Consider the following 25,081-nt stretch of genomic DNA (forward strand, 5'->3'; position numbering starts at 1 on the left):
AAAGTTAATTATATTTTTTATCGCTATAAAACGCGTTGATTGAGTTTTAATAAGGGTAAATAAAGTGCAAACCAACAAAGATAATTTAGTCGTTCTTGGCGCTGGCTGGCTTGGCCAAGCCTTATGTATTGATGCACAAAAACAAGGTTGGCAAGTGCAGGGGACTCATCGAAGTGACACTCATCAATTTGATTTTGAACGTCAGTTTGTTTTACAAAACGGCGAGTTGCAGCACCAAGTGGATTTACAAAATGCGTATTGGGTCTGTGCAATCCCGCCTCGCAGTCGAGATAGTCAAAGTGATTATCCGCAAGTGCTTGAGCAGGCGTTAAAGCTGGCAACTGAGCTTAATTGCAAAGGCTTTTTATTGTGCTCATCGACTGGGGTATATGACCAAGAACCTGGCGTTTATAGTGAAAGCAGCGATATATCAGGCACTAACGAGCGACAAATAAAGCTGTATGATGCCGAAGAGCAAGTGCTTGAACAGCAAGGTAAAGTGCTTCGCTTAGCTGGATTGTTAGGGCCAAATAGAGAGCCTGGTCGTTTTGTGGCGGGTAAAGAACTCAATACCTCTAGTAAGCAAGTAGTGAATATGGTGCATCAACAAGATGTGATCAATGCTATTTATGCGGTCCTTAATAACTGGTCGCAAGGACAGAGCATTTATAATGTGGTGAACCCAGCGCACCCGACCAAAGAAGATTATTATGCACAAAAGTGTGAGCTGTATGGCACACAAATGCCAAGCTTTAGTAGCGATGAAGTCGCTGAGCGCAAAGTTATTGGCTCAGCGATAGAAGCACTGGGTTTTAGTTATCAGTATGGTATTTAACCTGAACTCTGAATAATAAATCTATCTCAAGCAGCTATTTTCAGTGCTAACTGCGTTGAATTTACTTGCAATAGGCGAGCTATTGACGCGTAATTTCGCCTTGTTTTCACTGGAAATCTCTGGCTAGAGAAAATAAACATAAATATCATATTGATTCAATACGTTAGTAAATCTCTTAACCAGAGTTCAGGCTATTTAATAAGAAGGTAAAGGTGAGTGGCTTATGAAGTCGCACAACTTACCTTCACTTAGTAGTGTGTTAGCCGCTTCGATATCGGGAGCAAAGTAGCGGTCTTTATCGTAATAGCTAACATGTTGGCGTAGCAGTGCCTTCGCATTTTCTACCTGCTTACACGCATGTAGTGGCGCTCTAAATTCTAACCCTTGAGAAGCACTTAGCCACTCAACGGCTAACACGCCTTGCGTATTATTAGCCATATCAACTAAGCGCCTAGCGGCAAAGGTTGCCATAGAGACATGGTCTTCTTGGTTAGCTGAGGTCGGTAAGCTATCTACCGAGGCTGGGTGTGCTAGTGACTTGTTCTCAGAGGCGAGCGCAGCTGCGGTCACTTGAGCTATCATAAATCCTGAATTTACCCCACCGTTTTTTACTAAAAATGGCGGCAATTTTGATAAATTAGAGTCAATAAGTAAGGCAATACGTCGCTCAGCTAAGGCGCCAATTTCGGCAATGGCAATCGCAAGGTTATCAGCGGCCATAGCAACGGGCTCAGCATGAAAGTTTCCGCCTGAAATAATATCCCCTATATCGGCAAATACGAGAGGGTTATCGGTTACCCCGTTTGATTCACAAAGTAATACTTCGGCGGCTTGGCGTATTTGGGTTAAGCATGCACCAAGTACTTGCGGCTGGCAACGCAGGCAATAAGGGTCTTGTACTTTTTCACAATTAATATGTGAGTCACTAATTTGTGAGTGGGTACTTAACAGCTCTCTAAATACATGCGCGGTATCAATTTGCCCTTGTTGACCACGAACCTCATGAATACGAGCATCAAATGGTGCGCGACTGCCCATGGCCGCTTCTATACTGATAGAGCCAATTACACAGCTTTGTGCGTACAAGTCTTCGGCTCTAAATAATCCCTGAAGTGCAAATGCAGTAGAGGCTTGCGTGCCATTTAATAATGCTAAGCCTTCTTTTGCAGCTAATGTTAGTGGCTCAAGCCCTGCAATGTTGAGTCCTTGTGCAGCACTTATCAGCTCACCTTGGTAACGCATTTGCCCTTCACCTAATAAAGGCAAACACATATGCGCAAGCGGTGCTAAATCGCCCGATGCGCCCACTGAGCCCTTTTTAGGCACGCAAGGGTAAACTTCACTTTTAAGCAGCTGCATAAAAAACTCAAGCACAGCTAAGCGAATGCCAGAATAACCCCGTGATAAAGAATTTACTTTTAGGGTGATCATTAATCTGACCGTGCTGTCATCCATTAACTCACCAATACCTGCGGCGTGTGAAAGCACGATACTGCGTTGTAATAGTTCGAGTTCATCGTCAGCGATTTTAGTATTGGCCAATAACCCAAAGCCAGTATTAATACCATATACAGTGCGATGTTCGTTTATCACGTTTTGTACTGTTTGGGCACTGGCTGCTATTTGCGCCTGTGCATCATTGGCCAGAGTTAAGTGTATGGCTGATTTGTTAATTTTTCTTAAGGTATGTAATTCAAGCTGACCCGGTGTAAGTGTGTATGAAATCATGACTTATCCTTGTTAAGCATAGGTAGGTCTAGGTTTTGTTGTTGTGCACAATTTTTTGCAATGTCATAACCGGCATCGGCATGGCGCATCACACCGGTAGCAGGATCATTCCAAAGCACTCTTGCAAGGCGTTGCTCTGCTTCATCGGTACCATCGGCAACAATAACCACACCTGAATGCTGGCTAAAGCCCATACCTACACCACCGCCATGATGAAGCGATACCCAAGTAGCACCGCCTGCGGTATTAAGCAGGGCATTTAATAGTGGCCAATCGGAGACCGCGTCGGAGCCATCTTTCATACTTTCAGTTTCACGGTTAGGACTGGCAACTGAGCCTGAGTCGAGATGATCTCGTCCAATAACTACCGGCGCTTTAAGCTCACCGCTTTTAACCATATCGTTAAAGGCAACAGCAAGGCGCGCTCTATCTTTTAAACCGACCCAACAAATACGTGCAGGCAAGCCTTGAAATTGAATTCGCTCACGCGCCATATCAAGCCAATTATGCAAATGCTTATCATCAGGAATTAGCTCTTTTACTTTTGCGTCTGTTTTGTAAATATCTTCAGGATCGCCAGATAGTGCTACCCACCTAAACGGACCAATCCCTTCACAAAATAATGGACGAATATAAGCAGGCACAAATCCAGGGAAATTAAATGCATTTGCTACGCCTTCTTCGAGCGCCATTTGGCGAATATTATTGCCATAGTCAGTCGTTGCTGCGCCCGCATCTTGCAGTGCCAACATCGCTGTTACTTGAACAGCCATTGACTGTTTGGCCGCTTTGACTACTGCTTGTGGATTATCGATTCGCATTTTTTCTGCATGCTCCATACTCCAACCTTGTGGTAGGTAGCCGTTAAGCGGATCATGGGCTGAGGTTTGATCGGTGACTATATCGGGAGTAATACCACTTTTTACTAAGGTACTAAAAACATCAGCCGCGTTACCGAGTAAACCCACAGAAAGCGCTTCACCTTTGACACAGGCATCGGTTATTAATTTTAATGCATGCTCAAGATCTGTCGCTTTTACATCGACGTATCCTGTTTTTATTCGAAAATCGATACGGCTTTCATCACATTCCACCACTAAGGCACTAAAGCCAGCCATGGTTGCAGCTAATGGTTGTGCACCGCCCATTCCTCCCAGGCCACCTGTTAACACCCACTTACCTTTGGCATCGCCTGAGAAATGTTGTTTTGCCATAGCTACAAAGGTTTCGTAAGTGCCTTGAACAATTCCTTGAGAACCAATATAAATCCAAGAGCCAGCGGTCATTTGGCCGTACATCATCAAGCCTTTCTTATCTAACTCGTTAAAGTGTTCCCAGTTAGCCCAGTGCGGAACAAGGTTAGAATTTGCAATTAATACCCGCGGTGCATTGCTATGAGTTTTAAATACCCCCACTGGTTTACCTGATTGCACCAATAAGGTTTCGTCATCTTCAAGGCGCTCAAGCGTCTCAATTATTTTGTCATAGCTTGGCCAATCACGGGCTGCACGGCCAATCCCGCCGTACACCACCAAAGCTTGAGGGTGCTCGGCAACATTAGGGTCTAAATTATTCATTAGCATGCGTTTAGCTGCTTCGGTTTGCCAGCTTTTAGTAGATATTTGATTACCATGCTGTGCGCGTATTTCACGTTGTGTGTCCAGTCGATGATCCATTGTTCACTCCTGTTAAATAGTGTTAAGCGTTATGGGCTTTATTATTGTTTTTAAATGTTAATTGTCCGCCCAAGCGGTACTTACTACCCGGCGATATAAGTCGTGCAAAGCTAACAATCCCGTTAACCGACCAAGTGCGGCGTATTACTTGTAAGCATGGCTCTTCGTTATACAGGTTAAGCCATTGGCACATTTCACTGCTTGGTGTAATAGCCTCTACGGTGTGCCTTGCTTGTGTTAAAGGGGCAACCGTTGATAGGTATTCGTGTGGGGTGAGAGCGGTAAAATCTTGTTGTAAATAATCATTGGCAAGTAACGGGTTTACAAAGCGTTCTTCAACTTGCAAGGGACTGTCGTTTTCGTTATGAATAATGACACTTCTATACACCACACTATCTACCTCAACACCTAAAGCAATAGCAATTGGCGCCACGGCATTGATTGATTCCAACACCTGTACTGTGCAGCTGTAGTTTCCGTTTCGCTCTTTGACTTCATGTGCAATGTTTTTTATTTCGAGTAATGATGATTGCGACTTAAAGCTTGCGACAAAAGTACCCAGCCCTTGGCTACGGGTTAAAATGCCTGTATCAGTTAGCTCACTTAACGCTCGACGTGCGGTCATTCTACTTACCGCAAACTGCTTTGCCAGTTCATTTTCTGAGGGCACGCGTTGGTTTTCAAGCCAAAGCCCACTACGTATTTTGTCCACAATAAACTGTTTTATTTGTGTAAATTTAGGTGTTGGCATAGACGCTTTTGATGTATTAAAAATAAACAATGCTTAATAAGATGGCATAATTACCTTGTATATACAAGATGTGTTGTTAAACTTGTTTGAACATTATCGCGGAGAAACTTATGCAAGCCACAGAATCTACAGAACAGTTAAATGATATCGATTTATTGCTCACAGATGCCAACATTGCCACTATGGATAGCAATATTGATGCGCCTTATGGGGCAATAGAAAATGCGGCGCTAGCTATTAAAAATGGCAAAATAGTGTGGCTAGGTAAGCAAGCTGACTTACCTAATTTTGATGTGTTAGCCACCCCGATATTAAGTGTAAAAGGGCAATGGTTAACCCCTGGCTTAATTGATTGCCATACACATTTAGTGTTTGCCGGTTCTCGTGCGCAAGAGTTTGAGCAGCGTTTGCAGGGCGTGAGCTATCAGCAAATAGCCGCGCAGGGCGGGGGAATAGCAAGTACAGTTAAAGCAACCCGAGAGGCTGACCACGAACAGTTATTTGTAGCAACAAAAGAGCGTTTAAATGCATTGTTAGCTGAAGGGGTGACAACGGTTGAAATTAAGTCAGGATATGGGCTTGATATAGACAATGAGAAAAAAATATTGGAGGTGGCTAGGCTGTTAAATCAACATCATCCTATTGACGTGGTTAACACCTTTTTAGGGGCGCATGCACTACCTCTGGAGTTTAAAAACCGCAGTGATGATTACATAGATTTAGTATGCAATGAAATGCTAAGCATGCTTGTTGAACATGACCTAGTGGACGCAGTTGACGTATTTTGTGAAGACATTGGCTTTAGCTACGCACAAACTCAACGCGTATTTGATGCAGCTAAAAAACAGGGTTTGGCAATCAAGTGTCATGCCGAGCAATTATCAAATCAACACGGTGCAGCGCTGGTAGCACAATACAATGGCCTGTCAGCTGATCATTTAGAATACCTTGATGAAGCAGGCGTTAAAGCTATGGCAAACGCAGGCACTGTGGCGGTATTACTGCCTGGGGCTTTTTATTTTTTAAAAGAAACGAAATACCCACCAATTGAACTGTTAAATAAATACAAAGTACCCATTGCGATCGCCAGTGACTTTAATCCCGGCACATCACCCTTATGTTCGTTGCAATTAATGATGAATATGGCCTGTACCTTATTTAATTTCACCCCAGAGCAGGCATTAACTGGCGTAACAGCACATGCGGCTCGTGCTTTAGGTTTTACTGATAGAGGGGTGTTAAAAGTTGGCGCTCGCGCAGATATAGCTCATTGGCAAATTGACCATCCTGCACAATTAAGTTATCAGTTTGGGGTAAATAAACTGTTAAATCTATGGATATTGGGTAAACTTAGCTAGTTTGTATAAAATTAACTCTTAAACCTATGTTTTATTTAATGTCAGTGAGTACGTCAGCTATGGATGGAACGTTATTTAGCTACATCAATTTAGCTATTTTTTTAAGTGGTGCACTTTTAATGGCAATGGTTGCCACGCTATTAACCGTTAAAAGTAACGTAATGAGACTCAGCTTTTTATGTACTGGGCTCATTGGCTTAGCTATGGTGAGTAGCGCAATACCCTGGCTCGCTATTTTACTAGCGCTAGGTTTTGGTTTTAATTTATATCAAGCGAAGTTACAAAAGCAAAAAAAACCACTTCTTATCAGTGCCTGTGCAAGCGCATTACTTGCTTTATTGTTAATAGGGTATCTCTTTTTTACGCTGCATTTAGCGTGGTTGCTCATGGCTATTTTACTGCTCTCAGTCAGTGGTTTTTTAGCTGATAATGAGCCTAAAACTACTACGCCTTTAAAGCCACAAACCGAGCCTGAGGTGTATGTTGAAAACTCACCTTTAGCCAGCTTCCCCGATAAACAACAGTTACGTCAAAAGTATAATGAGCTTACCAATGAAGGTTCATTCAGAGCCGCACTTATTGTATTAAGGCTAGAGGGGTTTGCGCAGGTAAATCAACATATTGGACGAGATTTTGGTGACTTATTGTTGTCGCAGTCGGCAAATCGAATAAAAGACTTACTAGACAGTGATGAAGTGTTGTTCCTTGCTCCGCACGCTAAATTAGCGCATTTAGGCGGGTTAAATTTCGCGTTTATTTGTGTTCTACAAAGCCATAATCATTTACATCAACAGCTTATCAAGCAAATTATTGGCGCTACATTAAAGCCCTTTAACGTGGCAAATTGCACTATTGAAGTAAAGGTAAGAGCCAGTTATGTTCATTGCGATCAACAAAGTACGAACTTTGATGATTTAATTAGTCATGCTTACTTGGCACTTGATAGTCAGCCAAGCAAACAAATAGTGGCTTATCATCAACAAATGACGGTTGAGCATTTAGCGCAACAAGCGCGATTAACAGAGCTTGCGAATATCAGCTTTGCTGATGAGTTTGAGCTGTTTTTTCAACCCGTTATTCGCAACGGCGATGGCCAAATTGAATTTTTAGAATTGTTATTGCGTTGGCAACACCCCACGCAAGGCACCTTATCGGCAAGCCGATTTATAAATGATATTAGAATTGCAGGGCTTGGTTATTCACTGGCTACCTTTGTTATAGAGCGTGCTGGCGAATTAGCCATGGCACTTCGTATAGAAGGGATGTCGGTGCCTTTGAGTGTTAATTTATTTGGCCCAGAAATGCTCAATGAAGAGTTTGTTGATTTTGTTTACGGAGTAATTGGTGAGCATCAACTAAGACCAGGCGATTTAATTATTGAATGTCCGCTTCATGTTTTTACCAGCCTAGATGATAAAGGCAGAGCCATGATCGCAAGGCTTAACAGTTTAGGTTTAAAAGTATGCGTTGATGGCTTGGGAGATAACCCCGTATTACTATCTAAATTACCAAGTTTAGCGGTGGAGTATATTAAGGTATCTCCTGCCTTAACTGCTGACTTTAGTAATCAAAATAATATACGCAGCTTAGTAAGCGGCATGGTAGAAATGCATAATCAGCAACAAACAAAAGTGATTTTTGAAGGTGTTGAAACACTGGACCAACTTAAATTTGTGAAAAGTTTGAAAGCTTATGCCTCACAAGGCTACTACTTCGGACACCCTTTAAGTAGCTTAGGGTTAATGAGTTGGTTTAAACAGTGGTTACAGGCACAAGAAGACTAGGGAAGATTAGATTTTTTGCTTTGTTTGCAGGTAGGTATTTACTAAGGCGCTGATAACTTGACCACATTGTAATTTACCCGCAGCAAGAGAGTGAGGATGTTGCGATGGTGCTGCTTCGCATAAATGTAAATAAGCACTGTGATGATTACTTGCAGCTAAATAAACATAATGCTCGCCATCGCTAACATCAAAACCGCAATAATTAAATGCGCTTGCAGGCATGTTGGTTAGGCTATCTAAATCAACTTCTATTCCTAACGGTGCGTTATCAAATGCGTTTAGTGCATTGTTAGTTGCCTCCGTTAAACTTATTTCTCGCCTAACATTAATCGCTTGATAGCTGGTGAAACTAAATTTTGCACTTTGCATCGCATTAAAAATTTGTTGATTATTTTTAAGCTCATGTAAGCCAATTACATGGTAACTGTTAAGGTGCTGCTCTTGATAGGCGTAGTGAAAACCATTGCCACTGTGTCTGCCTTCACACTCTCTAAAGTCGGCATGGGGGTCTAAATTAATGGCGTTAATTGCGCTGTTTTTATATTTTGCAAGCGAGCGAATAATACCTAAGCAGTTGTTATGTCCGCCACCAATAATGATGGGTTCAAGACCGGCTTTAAAAATCATGCTTAAAATTGCTTCAACCCGCACATCAATCTCAGCGCACAACTGACGTAATTGGTCTAAATCGAGAGGATTTTGGTTATCAAGCGGGTGTGCTTGTTCCATTAAGTCATCAAGGTTTACTTCGCCAAGGAGTAACACTTTTTGCATGGCAATAGCGTGATTGTGAGGTTGGTTTAAAAAGTGTTGTAAAAAAGCGGGCCAAGCATGCTGTGCTCCGCCTTTACCTAAATTGGCTCTAGGTCCAATGTCTTCGCAAACGCCCAGTAAAACAAAGCGCATACCAAACTGTGCAGCATCAGTAAGCGCTTGTTGTATATTAACGTTTGCGTCAAGTAATGCCATTGACTGCCACGCTTTTTGTTCACCTGCACGGTTAGAACAAATGCGCTTGAGCGTGCTTTCGTTATATACTTTAAGGTGTGCTGTCACGCTACAGCTCTATTATTTCTAGCTCTAATTCTTCAGCAGAAAGTACAATACCTGTACTGTCGGCATAAACAAAATCATCATCGAAAAATGATACACCCGCAAAGTTAACGCCTATGCCGCTTTCACCCGCGCCTTCACTGTCAGCTGCAACCGGAATTGATCCAATGGCTTGAATTCCTAAATCCAGTTCTTCAAGTTCATCAACATGGCGCAGTGCACCATATACAATAATACCTTGCCAATTGTTTTCAAGTGCCAGCTCAGCCAGTTCAATATCAATTAAGGCTCTACGAGTGGAGCCTCCACCATCAATAAGTAAAATCTGATCTGTACCATCTTGAGAAAGCAATTGACGGATCAGTTCATTATTTTCAAAACATTTTACCGTTTTAATGCGGCCACCAAAACTGTGTCGACCACCAAAGTTGATGAACATAGGTTCAAGCACGTCAACCACATCAGGGAAATGGTCACATAAATCAGAAGTGCTGTAATCCATTATTTTATCCTCAAAAGATACATAAGTTAGTAGCTTAGTATACCCTCCTTATATTCAATAACAACGACTTAATTGCAGTAAATTTAGCCAGAAATAGAACTAAATCAATAACACGACTCATAATTTTTTAATAAAATTGTCATCTTTATAAATAAATTTTTTTAAGCTATGGACTGAGCGCTTATAAGTGCGAGAGATGTAAGTTCTGATTGGCGAGACTGTTAAAATTAAACAATACTGTGATCAGGCCGATGATTATATTGTCCATTTATATAAAGGGAGTTTGTTAATGGTTAAATTTTACTGGTAGCCCTTTTTTTTGGTTTTTAATGATAGGCATTATTGTTTATTTCATGTAACAAAATTATGTTAATACAAGAAAGCATCACGTTATACTGAACTGGCAAATTTAATTTAGGTATTTACAATGAACTTTTTACAGAATCTAACGATTAAACGTCGTTTACAATTTAACGCATTAATCGTTGGCTTAGCCATGATTGTTATGCTGTGCATCATCATTTATGAAGCACGTATTATGCTTAAATTAAATGAAACTATTCAGTACGCTGAAGAGCTAGATGTGCATGAGCTTTCGATGCGTAAATACGAAAAAGACTTTTTGTTTTACAAAGATGAGTCTAGTTTAGAGCTATTTGCACAAGAATATAAAAAACTACAATTTAAACTAGAAAAGCTATCTGTTTTATCTGCAGATTTAAATATTGCTACGGCTCAGGTCAATCAATTTTCTACGTTAACCCAACAGTACTATGACGACTTTCAAAATGTTGTAAAACTACAGCGTAAAATCGGGTTGCACCCAAAAGACGCTTTATATGGCGAGCTGCGAGAAGCAGTTCATAAAATAGAAACATTGCTTAGTGAGCAAAATAATTACCAATTACTCACCACTATGCTACAGCTACGCCGAGCTGAAAAAGATTTTATGCTACGTTTAGATACCAAGTATTTAGATCGATTTAATAAATTAGCAAGCGAGTTGAAACAACAAGTAAATACTGCAGAGCTACCCAATAATACACGTAATCAATTAGCCTCGTTAATGGCTAACTACCAAAATAAATTTACTGCATTGGTAGAGGCGCAGGTGGAATTAGGCGTCGATTTAGATTCGGGTGCCCTAGGGAAAATGAGAATAAGCGTCAAGAAAAGTGATGAAGTGGTTACTTTGATCACTAATGCGACTAAACAGCAAGTAACTGAAACGGCGCAGCAGGCGCAATTATTAGCAATAGTCATATTTATAATTGCAGGTATCATCGTTATGCTACTTGTGTACTTAACCAGTCGTTCAATTATCCAGCCTATTGAGAAAGTTTATCAAGCAATAGATCAGATCAGACGAAACAATGACTTAAGCTTATTCATAGAGCACAAAGGGAAAGGTGAAGTAACGAGGATGACCATAGACTTTAATAGTTTAATTAGTGACTTTAAAGATCTCATCTATGAAGTAAATACGGCTCTAACAACGCTTAATATAGCAACAGAGAATCTATCTGAAACAACCTCAGCGACTAGCTCTGGTATGCAAGAGCAATTACATGAAGCGGATATGGTAGCAACCGCTGCTACAGAAATGCAGGCAACGATTCAAGATATTTCACACAATACTGAAGCCGCCGCTAAAAAAGCTGAATCGACCAATGTAAGCGCCCAGCAAGGTCAGGTTGAAGTTGAGTCAACCATTAAGCATATTAATGCCTTATCTGATTCACTTGGTAAAGCTTCCAGCGTGGTGTCTCAGCTAGAAAAAGATGGTGAAACCATAGGTTCTGTGCTTGATGTGATACGTGCGATTGCAGAGCAAACTAATTTACTTGCTTTAAATGCTGCCATTGAAGCGGCGAGAGCGGGTGAACAAGGTCGTGGCTTTGCGGTTGTTGCAGATGAAGTGCGCTCACTTGCACAGCGTACGCAGGAGTCAACCAGCGAAATAGAAGGCATTATTAACACCCTACAACAGCGTACTCAAGAAGTTGTGAGTATCATGCACCAATGTCGTACTCAAGGTGGAGAAAGTGCTACACAAGCAACAAAAGCGGGTGAGCTGCTAGGATCAATTACCATTGATGTGCAAACTATTATGGAAATGAGTACACATATTGCTACTGCTATTGATGAGCAAAGTCAGGTGGCTTCTGAGGTAAATAAAAACGTGGTCCGTATTCGAGATATTGCAGAGGGGGCTGCGGCTCACTCACAAACTAATGCGCAAACCAGTGAAGAGGTCTCTGAGCAAGCAAGGGTACTTCATCAAGCAATTTCAAAATATAAGGTTTAACTACTAACAGAAAAAAGTGGCTTAATTGCCGCTTTTTTCTCATTCACAGAGTATAAGTTCAGACTAAATACTAGGGGACAAACTTTATGGGTACGCTGTCTTTGTTGTTTTCATGTTGTTTAACACGTTCTAAATACGTATCCCATAAGCTCGTTTGTTCAGCTTGTAACTTAGCAAAATATTGCCAGCTGAACAGCCCGCTATTATGGCCATCGTCAAACTCTAAACGTAACGCGTAATGCCCTACTGGCGTAATGGTTTTAATTCCCACTGCTTGTTTATTTAGTACTAACTTCATAGGCTCAGTTCCATGGCCTTGAACCTCTGCTGAGGGAGAGTGTACCCGTAAAAACTCAGCGCTAAATATAACTTCAGAGTTATCATCAAAATAAACATCTAAATTTTTACTCACACTATGATAGTGCACTTTTGTAACTTGTTTCATCGTCATCTCGCTTACAAAAAAGCCTCCATATTGGAGGCTTTTAGTATAACTGTTTGTGTTTTCAATTAAAGAATAAAACGACTTAAGTCTTCATCTTCAACTAGCGCACCTAAGTGTTTTTCAACGTAGGCGGCATCAATAACAAGGCTTGAACCCGCTTTTTCAGAAGCGTCATATGAAATCTCTTCCATTAGCCTTTCCATAACTGTATGAAGGCGACGCGCACCGATATTTTCGGTTTTTTCGTTTACTTGCCATGCTGCCTTAGCAATACGCTCAATTGCGTCGTCGCTAAATTCAATAGCGACTTGTTCTGTTTTGAGTAGCTCGCGTTGTTGCTCAGTAAGTGACGCGTGTGGCTCAGTTAATATACGTTTAAAGTCATCGGCTGTGAGTGCTTCAAGTTCAACACGAATAGGTAAACGGCCTTGTAACTCAGGGATCATGTCTGATGGTTTAGACATTTGGAATGCGCCTGAGGCAATAAACAACATGTGGTCAGTTTTTACCATGCCGTGCTTGGTATTAACGGTAGAGCCTTCAATAAGCGGAAGTAAATCACGTTGTACACCTTCACGACTTACATCTGGGCCAGAGGCTTCACCACGTTTACAAATTTTGTCTATTTCATCAATAAACACAATGCCGTTTTGCTCTACTGCAAAAATGGCCTGTTCTTTTAATTCTTCAGGATTAACCAGTTTACCGGCTTCTTCTTCAGTAAGTAACTTAAACGCTTCTTTAATTTTAAGCTTACGCTTAGTGCGTTTATCACCACCCATGTTTTGAAACATTCCCTGTAACTGGTTGGTCATTTCTTCCATACCAGGAGGAGCCATAATTTCAATATTAGGTTGAGCTTGGGCTAAATCAATATCAATTTCTTTGTCATCTAATTGGCCTTCGCGTAACTTTTTACGAAACGATTGGCGTGTCGATGAATTTTCATCGCGCTGAACTTCACCGTATTGATCTTTCGCTGGAGGCAGTAATACATCTAAAATACGTTCTTCAGCCGCTTCTTCAGCGCGATGTTTGAACTTTTTAGTTTGTTGCTCTCGTGTCATTTTAATTGAAACATCAACTAAATCACGGATGATAGTTTCAACTTCTTTGCCGACATAACCTACTTCTGTAAATTTAGTGGCTTCAACTTTAATAAAAGGTGCGTTGGCAAGCTTTGCTAAACGACGAGCAATCTCAGTTTTACCTACACCCGTAGGGCCAATCATTAAGATGTTTTTTGGCGTTACTTCTGCGCGTAAGTCTTCGTTTAACTGCATACGGCGCCAGCGATTACGAAGGGCAATAGCAACCGCTTTTTTCGCTTTAGCTTGGCCAATAATATGTTGGTCTAGCTCATGAACAATTTCTCTTGGGGTCATATCAGACATAGCGAGTTCCTATTACAATTCTTCGATAGTTTGGAAGTTATTCGTAAATACACAGATGTTGCCAGCAATTGTTAGACTTTTCTCTACAATTTCACGAGCACTTAAGTCGGTATTTTCTAATAAGGCGGTTGCAGCTGATTGCGCAAAGTTACCGCCGCTGCCAATTGCGATTAGGTCGTTTTCTGGTTGCACCACGTCACCGTTGCCGGTAATAATTAGCGAAGCTGTTTCATCAGCAACAGCAAGTAAAGCTTCAAGTTTACGCAGGGCACGATCGCTACGCCAATCTTTAGCCATTTCTACAGCCGCTTTAGTGAGGTTACCTTGGTGCATTTCTAGTTTGCTTTCAAAACGTTCGAAAAGAGTAAAGGCATCAGCAGTGCCGCCAGCAAACCCAGCGATAACTTTGCCATTATAAAGACGTCGAACTTTTCGGGCATTGCCCTTCATTACTGTGTTACCAAGAGATACTTGGCCGTCACCACCAATAACAACTTTGTCATCACGGCGTACACTTACGATTGTAGTCATGTTATTCCTCATCATCGCGCTGCAAGGGGCAGCGCGTAAAAAACGATTATGAAGAGGTTATATGGGTGAATGGTTTAAATTCAAGTCCAGCCCCAAATTCCGCAGCCGACAATATTAATTCGTTTAAGTTTGTTCTTGTCACTTTCTGCATGACGCTTGGTTTCATAAGGCCCTAAACGCACTTTGTACCAAATACCATTGCTGCCTGTGGTTTTTTTGATTTCTGAAATTAATCCTGCAAACGCTATTTTAGCTTTTAAGGTTTCAGCTTGCTGATGGGTTCTAAATGAACCACATTGCATGACATAAGGACCTTTTTGTTCAAGTTCTTTTACTTCAACCTGAATCTCATGCTCTTTAATTTCTTTAATAAATTTAGGTGGCCGCGGTTTAGCTATTTCTACTTGTTTTTCGGGTGTTGGATTTGCTTGCTTTTCAACAAGCTCTGGATCGGCATTGTTTTTAACAAACCAGAGTCCGTATGCAAAACCACCGACTAGTAACAAGGCAATAATGATTAACAAAAACGGGAAGGGTTTTTTTGCCGGCTCTTGTTTAGTGTTTTTTCTATTTTTTGGTTTTTTATTAATATAATCGTGCTGTGCCATGGTGTTATATGTGGCCTTACCTAAATCATGTCTGTAGGGTCTACGTCTAAACTCCAGCGAACTTTTTGTGCAAGTTTGCTAGTGCTGAGATAATCAACCATTTGCGCGAGATACTGATGTAGTATGCGTCGTTCTTGCGCTTGAATATGTAATTGAAAACGATACATTCCCGCAATTTTTTCTAAAGGCGCGGGGATCGGTCCGAGCAATTGTATACCAGATACCCCATTGACAGGAACCAAATCCGTTAGAAAGTCGACGACTTGCTTTATGTTATGCCCTTGTGCGCGAACAATTGCCATACTTGTAATAGGTGGCAACTGTGCATCACTTCGCTCAGTGAGTGCAAAGCGGGCAAAATCTTGATAGCCATTATTAACTAAGTCTTGTAATAAGGGGTGCTCAGGAAAGTGCGTTTGTAATAATACTTCACCGGGTTCGCCAGAACGTCCCGCGCGTCCTGCAACTTGTGTTACTAATTGTGCTAAATGCTCAGTAGCCCTAAAGTCACACGAATACAAACCACTATCGACATCTAAAATAAGTACTAGGCTAACATCAGCAAAATGGTGGCCTTTTGCCAGCATTTGCGTACCAACTAAAATACGTGCGCCGCCTTGGTTTATTTCATCCAGTGCTTTTTCAAGGCTACCTTTACGCCGAGTTGAGTCACGGTCGATACGGCTGATCGGGGTGTCTGCAAATTCACTACTTAAAAACTCTTCTATTTGCTCGGTGCCTTTGCCGTTAGGAAATATTTGCGTACTACCACAGTCAGGGCATTGATGCGGTACATGATATTGATCGCCACAATGGTGGCAAATCATTTGGCCTATTGCCTTATGGAAAGTCGCACTGGTGCTGCATCGGCTACATTCACTCAACCAACCACATTCATGACAAATCAAGGTAGGAGAAAACCCACGGCGATTTAAAAATACCATCACCTGCTTTCCTCTATTTAGGTGCTGGCGCATTATTGCAAGACTGGCATGCGCAATACCGGCTCGATCAGGCTGACCTTTCATGTCGAGCAGCTTAAACTGATTATCGGTGGCGGTTTGCGCGCGCTCACTTAATGTGAGTAACTGGTATTTGTTATTAATTGCTTTATGCAGTGTTTCTAATGCCGGCGTGGCGCTACCTAAAATAAGTGGAATTTGATGCTGATAGGCACGATACGCAGCTAAATCACGGGCATGATAGCGTAAAGTGTCTTGTTGTTTAAATGAGGCATCATGCTCCTCATCAACCACAATCATCCCGAGCTTTAAAAATGGCAGAAAAATACTCGAACGGGTGCCTATAACAATGGCGCAACTGCCTTTTTCACAAAAGCGCCATGTTTGTAGACGTTCGTTATCGGTTAATGCCGAGTGCCATAACATAATAGGGGTGTCAGGAAAGCGACGTCTAAAACGATTGACCGTTTGAGGCGTTAGCCCTATTTCAGGAACAAGCACTAACGCCTGTTCGCCACGTTTTAATACTTCTTCTAGGCATTGTAGGTAAACTTCGGTTTTTCCGCTGCCAGTGACACCTTCTAGCAAAAAGCTCTTAAACCCAGTGCTTTGATTAATTGCAGTGCAGGCAATGGCTTGCTCTTTATTCAAACGAGGTTTGCTGCCAACCGTTGGCGAGGTATGTTGCCATTGATTGTCGTGCTCAATGGTTTGAATTATTAGCTTTTTATCTAAAAGGGTATCAATGGTTTTTTTATTAAACCCGAGGGCTTTGAGTTCGGTTAATGATGATTTACCGGATGCTGATAATTGCTTAAGCAAATTAAGCTGTGTTTTAGCTTTTAAAGACGGTAAAAGTGCCCCCTTTTCGCTTAATGTCACCATGTTTATACTGGTTTTATCAGGGCACTCACCTTGGCGCAGTGCACTGGGCAATGCAATATGAATAGTTTCACCGAGTGGATAGCAATAATAACGCGCTGTAAACTTCAGTAGCTCTAAATGCTGCGCAGATAACACCGGTGAGTCGTCAATAACTTCAATAATAGATTTTATTTTGCCTTCGGGGACTGCTGTATCCGCTTTTAAGCTAAGAATAACCGCTACTTTACGTTGATTGCCAAAAGGGACTAACGCGCGCATACCAGGCTGTAATTGAGTCAGCGGTACTAATTGCTCATCCACTTTATAATCAAAGGTGCGAGGCAAGGGGACTTTTATTGCAACTTCAGCAAAATGCATAACAACTCAACCAATTAACGTAATGGTTTAATGTACTAAAAATAGCATTAAAAGCCTACCGACAAATCAGTAATGAATAGGTGTTTGCCGACTTTTTAGCAAAAAGGGTAATTAAAGCTTGTGTGCGTGCGGGTTGTTGGATAAAATTCGCGACCAATAAATTTGTTTTAACGACGTATGGTGCCAGACTTCGGGTTTGGAGAGCGATGCGGCCTTAACTAGAGGTTCCTATGAAAGAAGGTATTCACCCTAAGTACGAAGTAATTTCTGCAACTTGTTCATGCGGAAACAAATTCGAAACTCGTTCTACTCTGTGTAAAGACATTCACTTAGACGTATGTTCTGCGTGTCACCCGTTTTACACTGGTAAGCAAAAGATTTTAGACACTGGCGGCCGTGTTGATCGCTTCAACAAGCGCTTCGGTGCACTTAGCAGCAAAAAATAATTTTTTGTTTCTATGTAAAAAAAGCACCTTAGGGTGCTTTTTTTGTGGTCAAAATTTACTTTCCTATCTGCTTTCTTAGCAATTTTGTATTTATTTTTTTTGCATAACTATTTCCTGTTCTTATTCTGAGTATGCATAAACATTTGCAGACAAAACAGCCAATATTCTCTATATTTTTATTTGTTAAACTTTAAAGATGGTACTCAAATGCAGGTAACGTGAGGTTATTTGTGTTTAAAGTTAAATAAAATTCGGTATTTCGCTATTTTAATTTAAGACTAAAAAATACGCTTTATAAAAATAGAACAAGGGCAAAAAGTACCTGTGTTTTTCATTTTTATGACGAATTTATATTTTAAAAATGTCAGGATAATCTAGGGAAGTTGCTGATAAATCACTTAAAATTAACAGTTCTAGCATATAACAGGATAGACCTGATATTGCTTGGAATTTAAAAATAATAAAGGTATCGTAGATTAAAACTACCTCTCACTTTAACTTAAATTGCAGGATATAATCGCGTTATGTCAGATTTTCGTGAACAAGCACTACATTACCATGCCCATCCCGTTCCAGGTAAAATCAGTATTGAGCTGACCAAGCCCGCTGAGACGGTTAAAGACCTCGCGCTCGCATACAGCCCTGGTGTCGCAGAACCTGTTCGTGAAATTGCCGCTGATCCAGCAAATGCCTACAAATATACTGGTAAAGGAAATATGGTTGCGGTTATTACTAACGGCACCGCAATTTTAGGCTTAGGTAATTTAGGTCCACTCGCTTCAAAACCCGTTATGGAAGGTAAAGCGCTACTATTTAAGCGTTTTGCAGGGTTAGACTCTATAGATATTGAAGTTAAGCACCGTACTACCGAAGACTTTATTAACACGGTGGCTAATATTGCCGACACCTTTGGTGGAATTAATTTAGAAGATATTAAAGCGCCAGAGTGTTTTGAAATAGAAAAAGCGCTTATAGAGCGTTGTAGCATTCCTGTTTTTCATGATGATCAGCATGGTACGGCTATTGTAACGGCTGCGGGTATGCTAAACGCGCTGGAAGTACAGGGCAAAGCAATTGAAGATGCAATTATTGTATGTTTAGGTGCCGGCGCTGCAGCTGTTGCCTGTATGGAGCTTTTAATTAAGTGTGGCGCGTTGCGTGAACATATTTATATGTTAGATCGCAAAGGAGTTATTCATACGCGTCGTGATGACTTGAATGAATATAAGCAATTATTTGCAAACAATACCGATAAACGTACTTTACAAGATGTAATTGAAGATGCCGATGTGTTTGTGGGTGTATCGGGCCCTAATTTATTAGCCCCTGAAGATTTAAAATTAATGGCTGATAGACCCGTGGTATTTGCTTGTTCAAACCCCGATCCTGAAATCGATCCGCAATTAGCACACGCTGCACGTAACGATTTAATTATGGCTACAGGTCGCTCTGATTATCCGAATCAAGTTAATAACGTATTGTGTTTTCCGTTTATTTTCCGTGGTGCGTTAGATGTACGTGCCAGTGAAATAAACGACGAGATGAAAATTGCTGCTGTGGAAGCAATTCGCAGTATTGCTAAAGAGCCCGTGCCGACTGAAGTGCTTACTGCCGCAGGCATCGGCAAATTAGAGTTTGGTGCTAAATATATTATACCAAAACCAATGGATCCACGTTTGTTACCACGTATAGCTAAAGCGGTTGCGCAGGCGGCGGTAGACTCTGGTGTTGCACAAATTGATATGCCAGAAAACTACATGGCGTAATTGTTAAGTGTAAATTACCGCAAAAAAACCTCAGCATTTTGAAGTGACCCCCAATAGTTGGACATTCCAATTACTGGGGGTCTTTTTATGTCCAAACATCATCGAGCTTTTAAGCTCAAAATAGCAGAGCTCGCTTTGTCTGAAAGCTCTTCGACAGTAAGCAACAGATTTAATGTTACAGATAGGCAGGTCCGATATTGGACCGCTATTTATCGAATTCATGGCGCTGAAAGCTTCAGGTCTGTTCACAAACCTTATTCTCAAGCATTTAAGGTAGAAGTGTTAAAAACGATGACAGCAAACAGTTGGTCACTCGGTTATACCAGTGCTTTTTTCGATTTATCGTCCCCTGGCATTCTTTTTCAATGGCAAAAGCTTTATGCTCGTGATGGTATATCACGTCTCAAACCACAAATAAAAGGTAGGCCAGTCATGACTAATAATTCTTCTTCATCAAAACCAGTAGAGCAAATGACTGAGGAGGAGTTACGAGAAGAATTAGCATACTTACGAGCAGAGAATGATGTGCTAAAAAAGTTAGAAGCCTTGGCTCAAGCCAGAAAGAAAAAAGCAAAGACAAGACGATAGTCGTCGAAGAGTTCAAGGCAAAACATAGCTTACGACACCTTTTAAAGGCTACAGGGCTGCCAAAGAGTGTTTACTATTATCATCGCACTACTTGTAAGCAACCCTGTGCAAGCAATGATTTACTGGTAAAAATACGTGATATCTATCACGCGCATAAAGGACGATATGGCTATCGCAGAATTACGAGTGCTCTGAGAACAATGGGGGTACTTGTTAATCATAAGCGCGTTCAACGGCTGATGAATGAGTTAGGCCTCAAGTCAAAAGTAAGGCCTAAGCGTTATAAATCCTATAAAGGTGAAGTGGGTAAAATCGCAGAAAATACGCTTAACCGTGAGTTTAGTGCGCAGAAGCCAAATCAAAAATGGGTGACGGATGTGACAGAGTTTAAAGTGAATAATGAGAAGGTATATCTATCGCCTATGATTGACCTATTCAACCAAGAGGTAATCAGTTACGAAGTCAGAAAATCCGTTGCACTCCCTTTGGTAACTGACATGCTTAAAACAGCAACTGCTAGGTTGAAGCCAAATGAAAAGCCAGTTGTACACTCAGATCAAGGGTGGCAATATCAAAACAAACAATATCAAAATCATCTCAAGGAAAAAGGGTTGCAACAAAGTATGTCTAGAAAAGGAAATTGTTTAGATAATGCGGTTGCTGAGAACTTCTTCGGCATATTGAAGAGTGAGATGTACCACAACGAAACGTTTAAAGACGTGAATGAGCTTATTGAAAACATCAAAGAATATATCGACTATTACAACAACGAGCGTATTAAGCTGAAACTAAAAGGCCTGAGTCCGATACAGTATCGAAATCAGGCCTTGGCAGCCGCTTAAAAATGAGTCCAACTTTATGGGGTCACTTCATTTGCTGAGGTTTTTTTGTATAAAGACCCTTCTAGTCTTCATTTAAAATAGGCACTTCTAGTCCCATTTCTTGCATTATTTTCTTCACTTCTTCAGGTACTTTTTCTGCGTTATCTTTACGCAAATCATCATCATTAGGCAGCGGTTGCCCGGTAAACGCATGCAAAAACGCTTCGCATAAAAGCTCGCTATTTGTTGCATGACGTAAGTTGTTTATTTGACGACGAGTACGTTCATCAGTTAATACTTTTAATACATTTAGCGGGATCGAAACGGTGATCTTCTTTACTTGTTCAGATTTTTTCCCGTGTTCTGCGTATGGGTGAATATATTCACCATTCCATTTAGCCATAAGATGTATCGTTGCCTCAGATTATAAATTGCTCACACAGCATCAAAGCGTGTAAATATGCGTGAAATTCTATCGGTTTAAAAAAGATAGTCAAATACTAGTTATTTAGCTATCTAGACATTTAAATGTTTTGACATCTTAAATTGCATGCGCTACCTTTTAGACGTCTAAACATCCAAATCAGTAAAGGTAGCGAAAATGAGTAAAAAAAATAAGGCAACAATTGCTGTTCGTAGTGGAATAGAAGCCGACAAGCAGCATGGTGCGGTTGTTCCACCGCTTTATTTATCAACAACTTACTCATTTGCTGACTTTGATACAAAGCGCCAATATGATTATGGCCGTAGTGGTAACCCTAATCGTGACATTTTGGCTGAGGCGCTCACGGAGCTTGAAGGTGGCGCTAAAGGCATTATTACCGCAACAGGCATGGCAGCCGTTCACCTAACAACACAATTACTTAATAGTGACGATACGTTAGTGATCCCTCATGACTGTTATGGGGGCAGCTATCGCTTATTTACTTCGCTAGAAAAGCGCGGCTTATTAAAACTAGAAGTGGTCGATTTTACCAAAAGCGACAGTTTGACACGCATCCTTGCTATTAAACCTAAGCTGATTTGGATTGAAACACCTAGCAATCCTATTTTACGCTTAACAGATATTAAAGCAGTAACTGATACAGCTAAACAGTGTGGTGCACTGGTTGCCGCCGACAACACGTTTTTATCGCCAGCATTACAAAACCCGATTAAGTTTGGCGCTGATATTGTGGTGCACTCAACCACAAAATATATCAATGGCCATTCAGACGTTGTTGGTGGCGCGGTTATCGCAGCGACTGCTGAGTTAGGTGAAGAGTTAGCGTGGTGGGCAAATAACATTGGCATCACCGGCGCGCCATTTGATAGCTATTTAACTCTCAGAGGCTTACGTACTTTAAACGTGCGTTTAAGGCAACACCAAGAAAATGCACTCGCCATTGCACAGTATTTAGAACGCTCTCAGTTTGTTGACCAAGTTTACTACCCAGGTCTTGAATCACACTCTCAACATGCGCTAGCTAAGGCGCAGCAGCTTGGCTTTGGTGCTATGGTTAGTTTTGATATAAAAGGCGATATAAACGATGCTGCAGCGTTTTTAACGCGCTTAAATGAATTTAGCTTAGCGGAATCATTAGGTGGAGTAGAAAGTTTGATTTGTCACCCTGCGACTATGACCCACGCCGGCATGGACGCAACCGCGCGTGCAGAAGCCGGAGTAGGCGACACGCTTATTCGTATCTCGGTGGGTATTGAAGATGTAAATGATTTACTCGCTGACTTAGACAGGGTATTTAATTTGGTGCGCCCAGGGCAAGCCGATCCCGGCCTATCGGCAAAAAGTGGTGCTAGTGAATCATTTGGTTCAGCAAAGTTAAACGCGGCGCATCCGGCGTTATGGTAGTGCATACCATTCTTCAAAATACGAAACATAAATGCGAGTCGGTATTAATATGGTAAATCAGGTTCATAAATTTGGTGGTTCGAGTTTAAGCTCAGCGGATCGCTTTAAAAGTGTCGCAAATATTATTTTAACTCACGCTCACGCTGGGGATTGTGTGGTGGTATCGGCTGCCGGTAAAACCACCGATACCTTAGTTAAACTGTGGCAAAGCTATCAACAGCAAGACACTCAAGCTATTGCTGATATTGTATTGCTATTGAGTAACCATCAAATAGCTCTAATTGAGCAATTATTAATAGCTAACGCTAAGCACCATGCGCTTGATTTACTTGAAACTGAGCTCAGTATTATTACCAAGCAGGCTAAGCAAGGGACATTAGCTGAAGCTGCGTTATTAGCCCATGGTGAATTGTGGTCTGCAAGGTTACTAAGCGCTTACTTAGAACAACTTAACGTTAGCGCTTGTGCCCATGACGCTAGGCAGTTATTTACGTTAGATGCCGGACAGCTGCAGCATGCTAATAATCAGCAGCAGTGCTTAAAAGCCATACAGACGAGTAAAATTAATGTAGTTACGGGGTTTATTGCGGCTGATTTACATGGTGAAACAGTGACCTTAGGGCGAAATGGCAGTGATTACAGTGCCACTTTATTAGCGCGGTATTGCAATGCTAAAAAAGTCTCTATTTGGACTGACACTCAAGGTGTTTTTAGTACTGATCCGCGTAAGGTTGCTAATGCGGTTAAGTATGCGCGAGTGTGCCGTGATCAAGCTAATTTATTAGCGAGGTTAGGTAATCCAGTATTACACGCTAAAACATTATCGCCATTAAAAGATACCGATATAGAATTAGTTGTTCGCAGTAGTTACGATCCTCAAGGCAGTCATACCGAAATAGTTAAACTAGGAATGAGTAAACAAAAACGCTTTTTAACCACAGTAAATAATGTGGATTTACTCATTGTTGATGATCTGAGTGAAGGCGAAGTAGCACATGTTAGCCAACTTATTCAGCATAGTTTGCATCACTTTGAACACGAAGGCGAAATCTACTTACTAGTCCCTGCGTCAGCGACACATCAGGTGGCTAATTATTTTGCTGGCCGCGCCAATATTAGTGAGTCAAACTTAAATGGGGTGGCGATTATTGCACCTGATCAAGAGGTAGCGCCGCTTGGTAAGCAAAGTGAAGCCTTATTACAAACACAATCTATCCAGCCTCGGTTTACCCATTACGGTGAGGGATATACGTTACTATTAACCGATCAAGTACTTGAAAGTGATGTGCTGAGCCTGTTACATGACAAGCTCATTAATAAAGCACAAGAAATAGCTATAATTATTGCAGGACTTGGTAATGTAGGTGCTGAGTTTATGCGCCAATTACCTGCTCAACTAGCACGCTTATCAACTGATTTTAACGTCAAGTTAGTAGCGCTTTTACGCTCAGAGCAGATGCTGGTGAATGCTAATGGGTTAGACTGTGAAAGCTGGCAACTTCAATGGGAAAACCATGCAAGCTCCTATAAACAAGCCGATTTATTGTCATACATAGATACTCTTGAGTATGAACATAAAATAGTGATCGACATGACCGCAAGTGAATATTTTAGTCAGCTTTATAGTAAGTTAGTTGAATTAAACTGCCATCTAATTAGTGCTAATAAATACGCGGGAACCGCATCGCTTTCGTGGTATCAAACACTACGTGAAAGCCTTGCTCAACGTGGCTTACATTGGCGTTATAATGCAAGTGTAGGGGCCGGACTACCGATTAATTTTGCCTTGGCTGATTTACAAAATAGTGGCGATAAAATAACGCGAATAGAAGGCGTGTTTTCAGGCACGCTGTCATGGTTATGCAGTATGTATGATGGCAGTAAAGCGTTTTCAGATTTAGTTCTAGAAGCACAAGCTTTGGGGTTCACAGAGCCTGATCCTCGAGAAGACTTATCTGGACGAGATATGCAACGTAAGTTGCTTATTTTAGCGCGTGAATTAGGTATTGAATTGGAACTTGATGACATTTCTTTATCCGCATTGATGCCCGATGAGTTAAGTGCTGGCAGCTGGAATGACTTTATTGATAACAAGGCTCGTTTAGATGCGTTTATTGAGCAGCATGCGCAAGCGGCTCAGCAACAAAATGCTGCACTGTGCTACACCGGGTTATTAGAGTTTGAAAACAACACGCTAAACGCTAAGGTAGGGATTGCCTATGTACCAAAAAGCGAAGCGGTTGCGAATTTGACCCCTGGCGATAATATTTTTGTGATTAATACCCAGTGGTATAACCAAAACGCATTAGTGATACAAGGCCCCGGTGCGGGTAAAGAAGTGACTGCTGCTGGCGTTCACTCTGACTTATACTGGCTGGTACAAAATATTAGTTAGACCATCAAAAAGGCCGCTAATTAGCGGCCTTTTCATTGT

General features: G+C 41.3%; 21 protein-coding genes. 10 read left to right on the forward strand and 11 right to left on the reverse strand.

Features of this window, described 5'->3' with window-relative positions; all coding sequences use genetic code 11:
• The first annotated feature begins 64 nt into the window (after positions 1 to 64).
• A complete protein-coding gene (locus BG00_RS05480) occupies positions 65 to 835 on the forward strand; it encodes a Rossmann-fold NAD(P)-binding domain-containing protein (protein ID WP_036981066.1) in 771 nt (256 codons plus the stop codon).
• A 195-nt stretch (positions 836 to 1,030) separates the two neighbouring features.
• Here the strand turns inward: BG00_RS05480 and hutH are convergent, their stop codons facing one another.
• Genes hutH through hutC form a run of 3 tightly spaced genes read right to left on the reverse strand, consistent with a single transcriptional unit; the run spans position 1,031 to position 4,990 of the window.
• Positions 1,031 to 2,563, reverse strand: coding sequence for a histidine ammonia-lyase (gene hutH, locus BG00_RS05485; RefSeq protein WP_036981068.1), 1,533 nt, complete (start codon positions 2,561 to 2,563; stop codon positions 1,031 to 1,033).
• Positions 2,560 to 4,239 carry a urocanate hydratase gene (gene hutU / locus BG00_RS05490; protein WP_036981070.1) on the reverse strand — a complete coding sequence of 560 codons (1,680 nt, stop codon included), beginning with the start codon at positions 4,237 to 4,239 and terminating at the stop codon, positions 2,560 to 2,562. The genes hutH and hutU overlap by 4 nt, the downstream gene beginning before the upstream one ends.
• A gap of 22 nt (positions 4,240 to 4,261) precedes the next feature.
• Positions 4,262 to 4,990 carry a histidine utilization repressor gene (gene hutC, locus BG00_RS05495; RefSeq protein WP_036983359.1) on the reverse strand — a complete coding sequence of 243 codons (729 nt, stop codon included), beginning with the start codon at positions 4,988 to 4,990 and terminating at the stop codon, positions 4,262 to 4,264.
• Positions 4,991 to 5,100: 110 nt separating this feature from the next.
• Between hutC and hutI the strand changes: the two genes are divergently transcribed.
• Positions 5,101 to 6,348, forward strand: coding sequence for an imidazolonepropionase (gene hutI, locus BG00_RS05500; RefSeq protein ID WP_036981072.1), 1,248 nt, complete (start codon positions 5,101 to 5,103; stop codon positions 6,346 to 6,348).
• 59 nt (positions 6,349 to 6,407) lie between these two features.
• Positions 6,408 to 8,132, forward strand: coding sequence for a GGDEF domain-containing phosphodiesterase (locus BG00_RS05505; protein ID WP_036983360.1), 1,725 nt, complete (start codon positions 6,408 to 6,410; stop codon positions 8,130 to 8,132).
• Positions 8,133 to 8,138: 6 nt separating this feature from the next.
• Here BG00_RS05505 and BG00_RS05510 read toward each other — a convergent pair whose 3' ends face one another.
• The gene (locus tag BG00_RS05510) at positions 8,139 to 9,188 is read right to left on the reverse strand and encodes a formimidoylglutamase (protein WP_013463896.1); all 1,050 of its coding nucleotides are present in this window, start codon (positions 9,186 to 9,188) and stop codon (positions 8,139 to 8,141) included.
• Position 9,189: 1 nt separating this feature from the next.
• Positions 9,190 to 9,687 carry a ribonuclease E activity regulator RraA gene (rraA, locus tag BG00_RS05515; RefSeq protein ID WP_036981074.1) on the reverse strand — a complete coding sequence of 166 codons (498 nt, stop codon included), beginning with the start codon at positions 9,685 to 9,687 and terminating at the stop codon, positions 9,190 to 9,192.
• A gap of 427 nt (positions 9,688 to 10,114) precedes the next feature.
• Here rraA and BG00_RS05520 point away from each other — a divergent pair, with 427 nt between their 5' ends.
• Positions 10,115 to 11,995 (forward strand): methyl-accepting chemotaxis protein, encoded by a 1,881-nt coding sequence (locus BG00_RS05520; protein ID WP_036981076.1) that lies wholly within the window; start codon positions 10,115 to 10,117, stop codon positions 11,993 to 11,995.
• Between the two features lie 70 nt (positions 11,996 to 12,065).
• On the opposite strand, the gene BG00_RS05525 is transcribed toward BG00_RS05520, so the two are convergent.
• From BG00_RS05525 to priA, 5 genes are all read right to left on the reverse strand, one after another.
• Positions 12,066 to 12,440, reverse strand: a complete 375-nt coding sequence (locus BG00_RS05525) for a gamma-butyrobetaine hydroxylase family protein (RefSeq protein ID WP_036981078.1) — start codon at positions 12,438 to 12,440, stop codon at positions 12,066 to 12,068.
• Positions 12,441 to 12,505: 65 nt separating this feature from the next.
• Complete coding sequence (hslU, locus tag BG00_RS05530) at positions 12,506 to 13,834, reverse strand: HslU--HslV peptidase ATPase subunit (RefSeq protein WP_013463899.1); 1,329 nt, start codon at positions 13,832 to 13,834, stop codon at positions 12,506 to 12,508.
• A 12-nt stretch (positions 13,835 to 13,846) separates the two neighbouring features.
• Positions 13,847 to 14,365 (reverse strand): ATP-dependent protease subunit HslV, encoded by a 519-nt coding sequence (gene hslV, locus BG00_RS05535; protein ID WP_008115012.1) that lies wholly within the window; start codon positions 14,363 to 14,365, stop codon positions 13,847 to 13,849.
• 80 nt (positions 14,366 to 14,445) lie between these two features.
• On the reverse strand, positions 14,446 to 14,973 hold the full coding sequence (locus BG00_RS05540) for an SPOR domain-containing protein (protein ID WP_028834485.1): 528 nt from the start codon (positions 14,971 to 14,973) through the stop codon (positions 14,446 to 14,448).
• A gap of 20 nt (positions 14,974 to 14,993) precedes the next feature.
• On the reverse strand, positions 14,994 to 17,177 hold the full coding sequence (gene priA / locus BG00_RS05545; RefSeq protein ID WP_036981080.1) for a primosomal protein N': 2,184 nt from the start codon (positions 17,175 to 17,177) through the stop codon (positions 14,994 to 14,996).
• A 230-nt stretch (positions 17,178 to 17,407) separates the two neighbouring features.
• On the opposite strand from priA, the gene rpmE reads away from it, so the two are divergent.
• The 4 genes from rpmE (at position 17,408) to BG00_RS05565 (ending at position 20,819) form a co-directional block, all read left to right on the forward strand.
• Positions 17,408 to 17,623, forward strand: coding sequence for a 50S ribosomal protein L31 (rpmE, locus tag BG00_RS05550; RefSeq protein WP_008115018.1), 216 nt, complete (start codon positions 17,408 to 17,410; stop codon positions 17,621 to 17,623).
• Between the two features lie 524 nt (positions 17,624 to 18,147).
• Entirely contained in the window at positions 18,148 to 19,389 is a 1,242-nt protein-coding gene (locus BG00_RS05555) for a malic enzyme-like NAD(P)-binding protein (protein WP_036981082.1), read from the forward strand.
• A gap of 87 nt (positions 19,390 to 19,476) precedes the next feature.
• Positions 19,477 to 19,977 (forward strand): transposase, encoded by a 501-nt coding sequence (locus BG00_RS05560; RefSeq protein WP_036979831.1) that lies wholly within the window; start codon positions 19,477 to 19,479, stop codon positions 19,975 to 19,977.
• A complete protein-coding gene (locus BG00_RS05565) occupies positions 19,974 to 20,819 on the forward strand; it encodes an IS3 family transposase (protein WP_250653896.1) in 846 nt (281 codons plus the stop codon). Before BG00_RS05560 ends, BG00_RS05565 begins: the two co-directional genes overlap by 4 nt.
• Before the next feature lie 61 nt (positions 20,820 to 20,880).
• On the opposite strand, the gene metJ is transcribed toward BG00_RS05565, so the two are convergent.
• The gene (gene metJ / locus BG00_RS05570) at positions 20,881 to 21,201 is read right to left on the reverse strand and encodes a met regulon transcriptional regulator MetJ (protein ID WP_008115021.1); all 321 of its coding nucleotides are present in this window, start codon (positions 21,199 to 21,201) and stop codon (positions 20,881 to 20,883) included.
• A 198-nt stretch (positions 21,202 to 21,399) separates the two neighbouring features.
• Here metJ and metB point away from each other — a divergent pair, with 198 nt between their 5' ends.
• Together metB and metL are read left to right on the forward strand one after the other, a co-directional pair.
• Complete coding sequence (gene metB / locus BG00_RS05575) at positions 21,400 to 22,647, forward strand: cystathionine gamma-synthase (protein WP_036981083.1); 1,248 nt, start codon at positions 21,400 to 21,402, stop codon at positions 22,645 to 22,647.
• Positions 22,648 to 22,696: 49 nt separating this feature from the next.
• The gene (gene metL, locus BG00_RS05580; RefSeq protein WP_036983361.1) at positions 22,697 to 25,042 is read left to right on the forward strand and encodes a bifunctional aspartate kinase/homoserine dehydrogenase II; all 2,346 of its coding nucleotides are present in this window, start codon (positions 22,697 to 22,699) and stop codon (positions 25,040 to 25,042) included.
• Positions 25,043 to 25,081: the final 39 nt, after the last annotated feature.

The sequence above is a fragment of the Pseudoalteromonas sp. SCSIO_11900 genome (assembly GCF_000576475.1).
GTDB classification, from domain to species: domain Bacteria; phylum Pseudomonadota; class Gammaproteobacteria; order Enterobacterales; family Alteromonadaceae; genus Pseudoalteromonas; species Pseudoalteromonas tetraodonis.

What these genes read in the sequence shown, in the direction of transcription:
- hutI (WP_036981072.1), top strand. Translation starts at nt 5,101, where the DNA reads ATGCAAGCCACAGAATCTACAGAACAGTTAAATGATATCGATTTATTG.
- BG00_RS05505 (WP_036983360.1), top strand. Translation starts at nt 6,408, where the DNA reads ATGGATGGAACGTTATTTAGCTACATCAATTTAGCTATTTTTTTAAGT.
- hutC (WP_036983359.1), bottom strand. Translation starts at nt 4,990, where the DNA reads ATGCCAACACCTAAATTTACACAAATAAAACAGTTTATTGTGGACAAA.
- hutU (WP_036981070.1), bottom strand. Translation starts at nt 4,239, where the DNA reads ATGGATCATCGACTGGACACACAACGTGAAATACGCGCACAGCATGGT.
- hslU (WP_013463899.1), bottom strand. Translation starts at nt 13,834, where the DNA reads ATGTCTGATATGACCCCAAGAGAAATTGTTCATGAGCTAGACCAACAT.
- metJ (WP_008115021.1), bottom strand. Translation starts at nt 21,201, where the DNA reads ATGGCTAAATGGAATGGTGAATATATTCACCCATACGCAGAACACGGG.
- metB (WP_036981083.1), top strand. Translation starts at nt 21,400, where the DNA reads ATGAGTAAAAAAAATAAGGCAACAATTGCTGTTCGTAGTGGAATAGAA.
- BG00_RS05540 (WP_028834485.1), bottom strand. Translation starts at nt 14,973, where the DNA reads ATGGCACAGCACGATTATATTAATAAAAAACCAAAAAATAGAAAAAAC.
- rpmE (WP_008115018.1), top strand. Translation starts at nt 17,408, where the DNA reads ATGAAAGAAGGTATTCACCCTAAGTACGAAGTAATTTCTGCAACTTGT.
- rraA (WP_036981074.1), bottom strand. Translation starts at nt 9,687, where the DNA reads ATGGATTACAGCACTTCTGATTTATGTGACCATTTCCCTGATGTGGTT.
- hutH (WP_036981068.1), bottom strand. Translation starts at nt 2,563, where the DNA reads ATGATTTCATACACACTTACACCGGGTCAGCTTGAATTACATACCTTA.
- metL (WP_036983361.1), top strand. Translation starts at nt 22,697, where the DNA reads ATGGTAAATCAGGTTCATAAATTTGGTGGTTCGAGTTTAAGCTCAGCG.
- BG00_RS05555 (WP_036981082.1), top strand. Translation starts at nt 18,148, where the DNA reads ATGTCAGATTTTCGTGAACAAGCACTACATTACCATGCCCATCCCGTT.
- BG00_RS05520 (WP_036981076.1), top strand. Translation starts at nt 10,115, where the DNA reads ATGAACTTTTTACAGAATCTAACGATTAAACGTCGTTTACAATTTAAC.
- BG00_RS05525 (WP_036981078.1), bottom strand. Translation starts at nt 12,440, where the DNA reads ATGAAACAAGTTACAAAAGTGCACTATCATAGTGTGAGTAAAAATTTA.
- priA (WP_036981080.1), bottom strand. Translation starts at nt 17,177, where the DNA reads ATGCATTTTGCTGAAGTTGCAATAAAAGTCCCCTTGCCTCGCACCTTT.
- hslV (WP_008115012.1), bottom strand. Translation starts at nt 14,365, where the DNA reads ATGACTACAATCGTAAGTGTACGCCGTGATGACAAAGTTGTTATTGGT.
- BG00_RS05560 (WP_036979831.1), top strand. Translation starts at nt 19,477, where the DNA reads ATGTCCAAACATCATCGAGCTTTTAAGCTCAAAATAGCAGAGCTCGCT.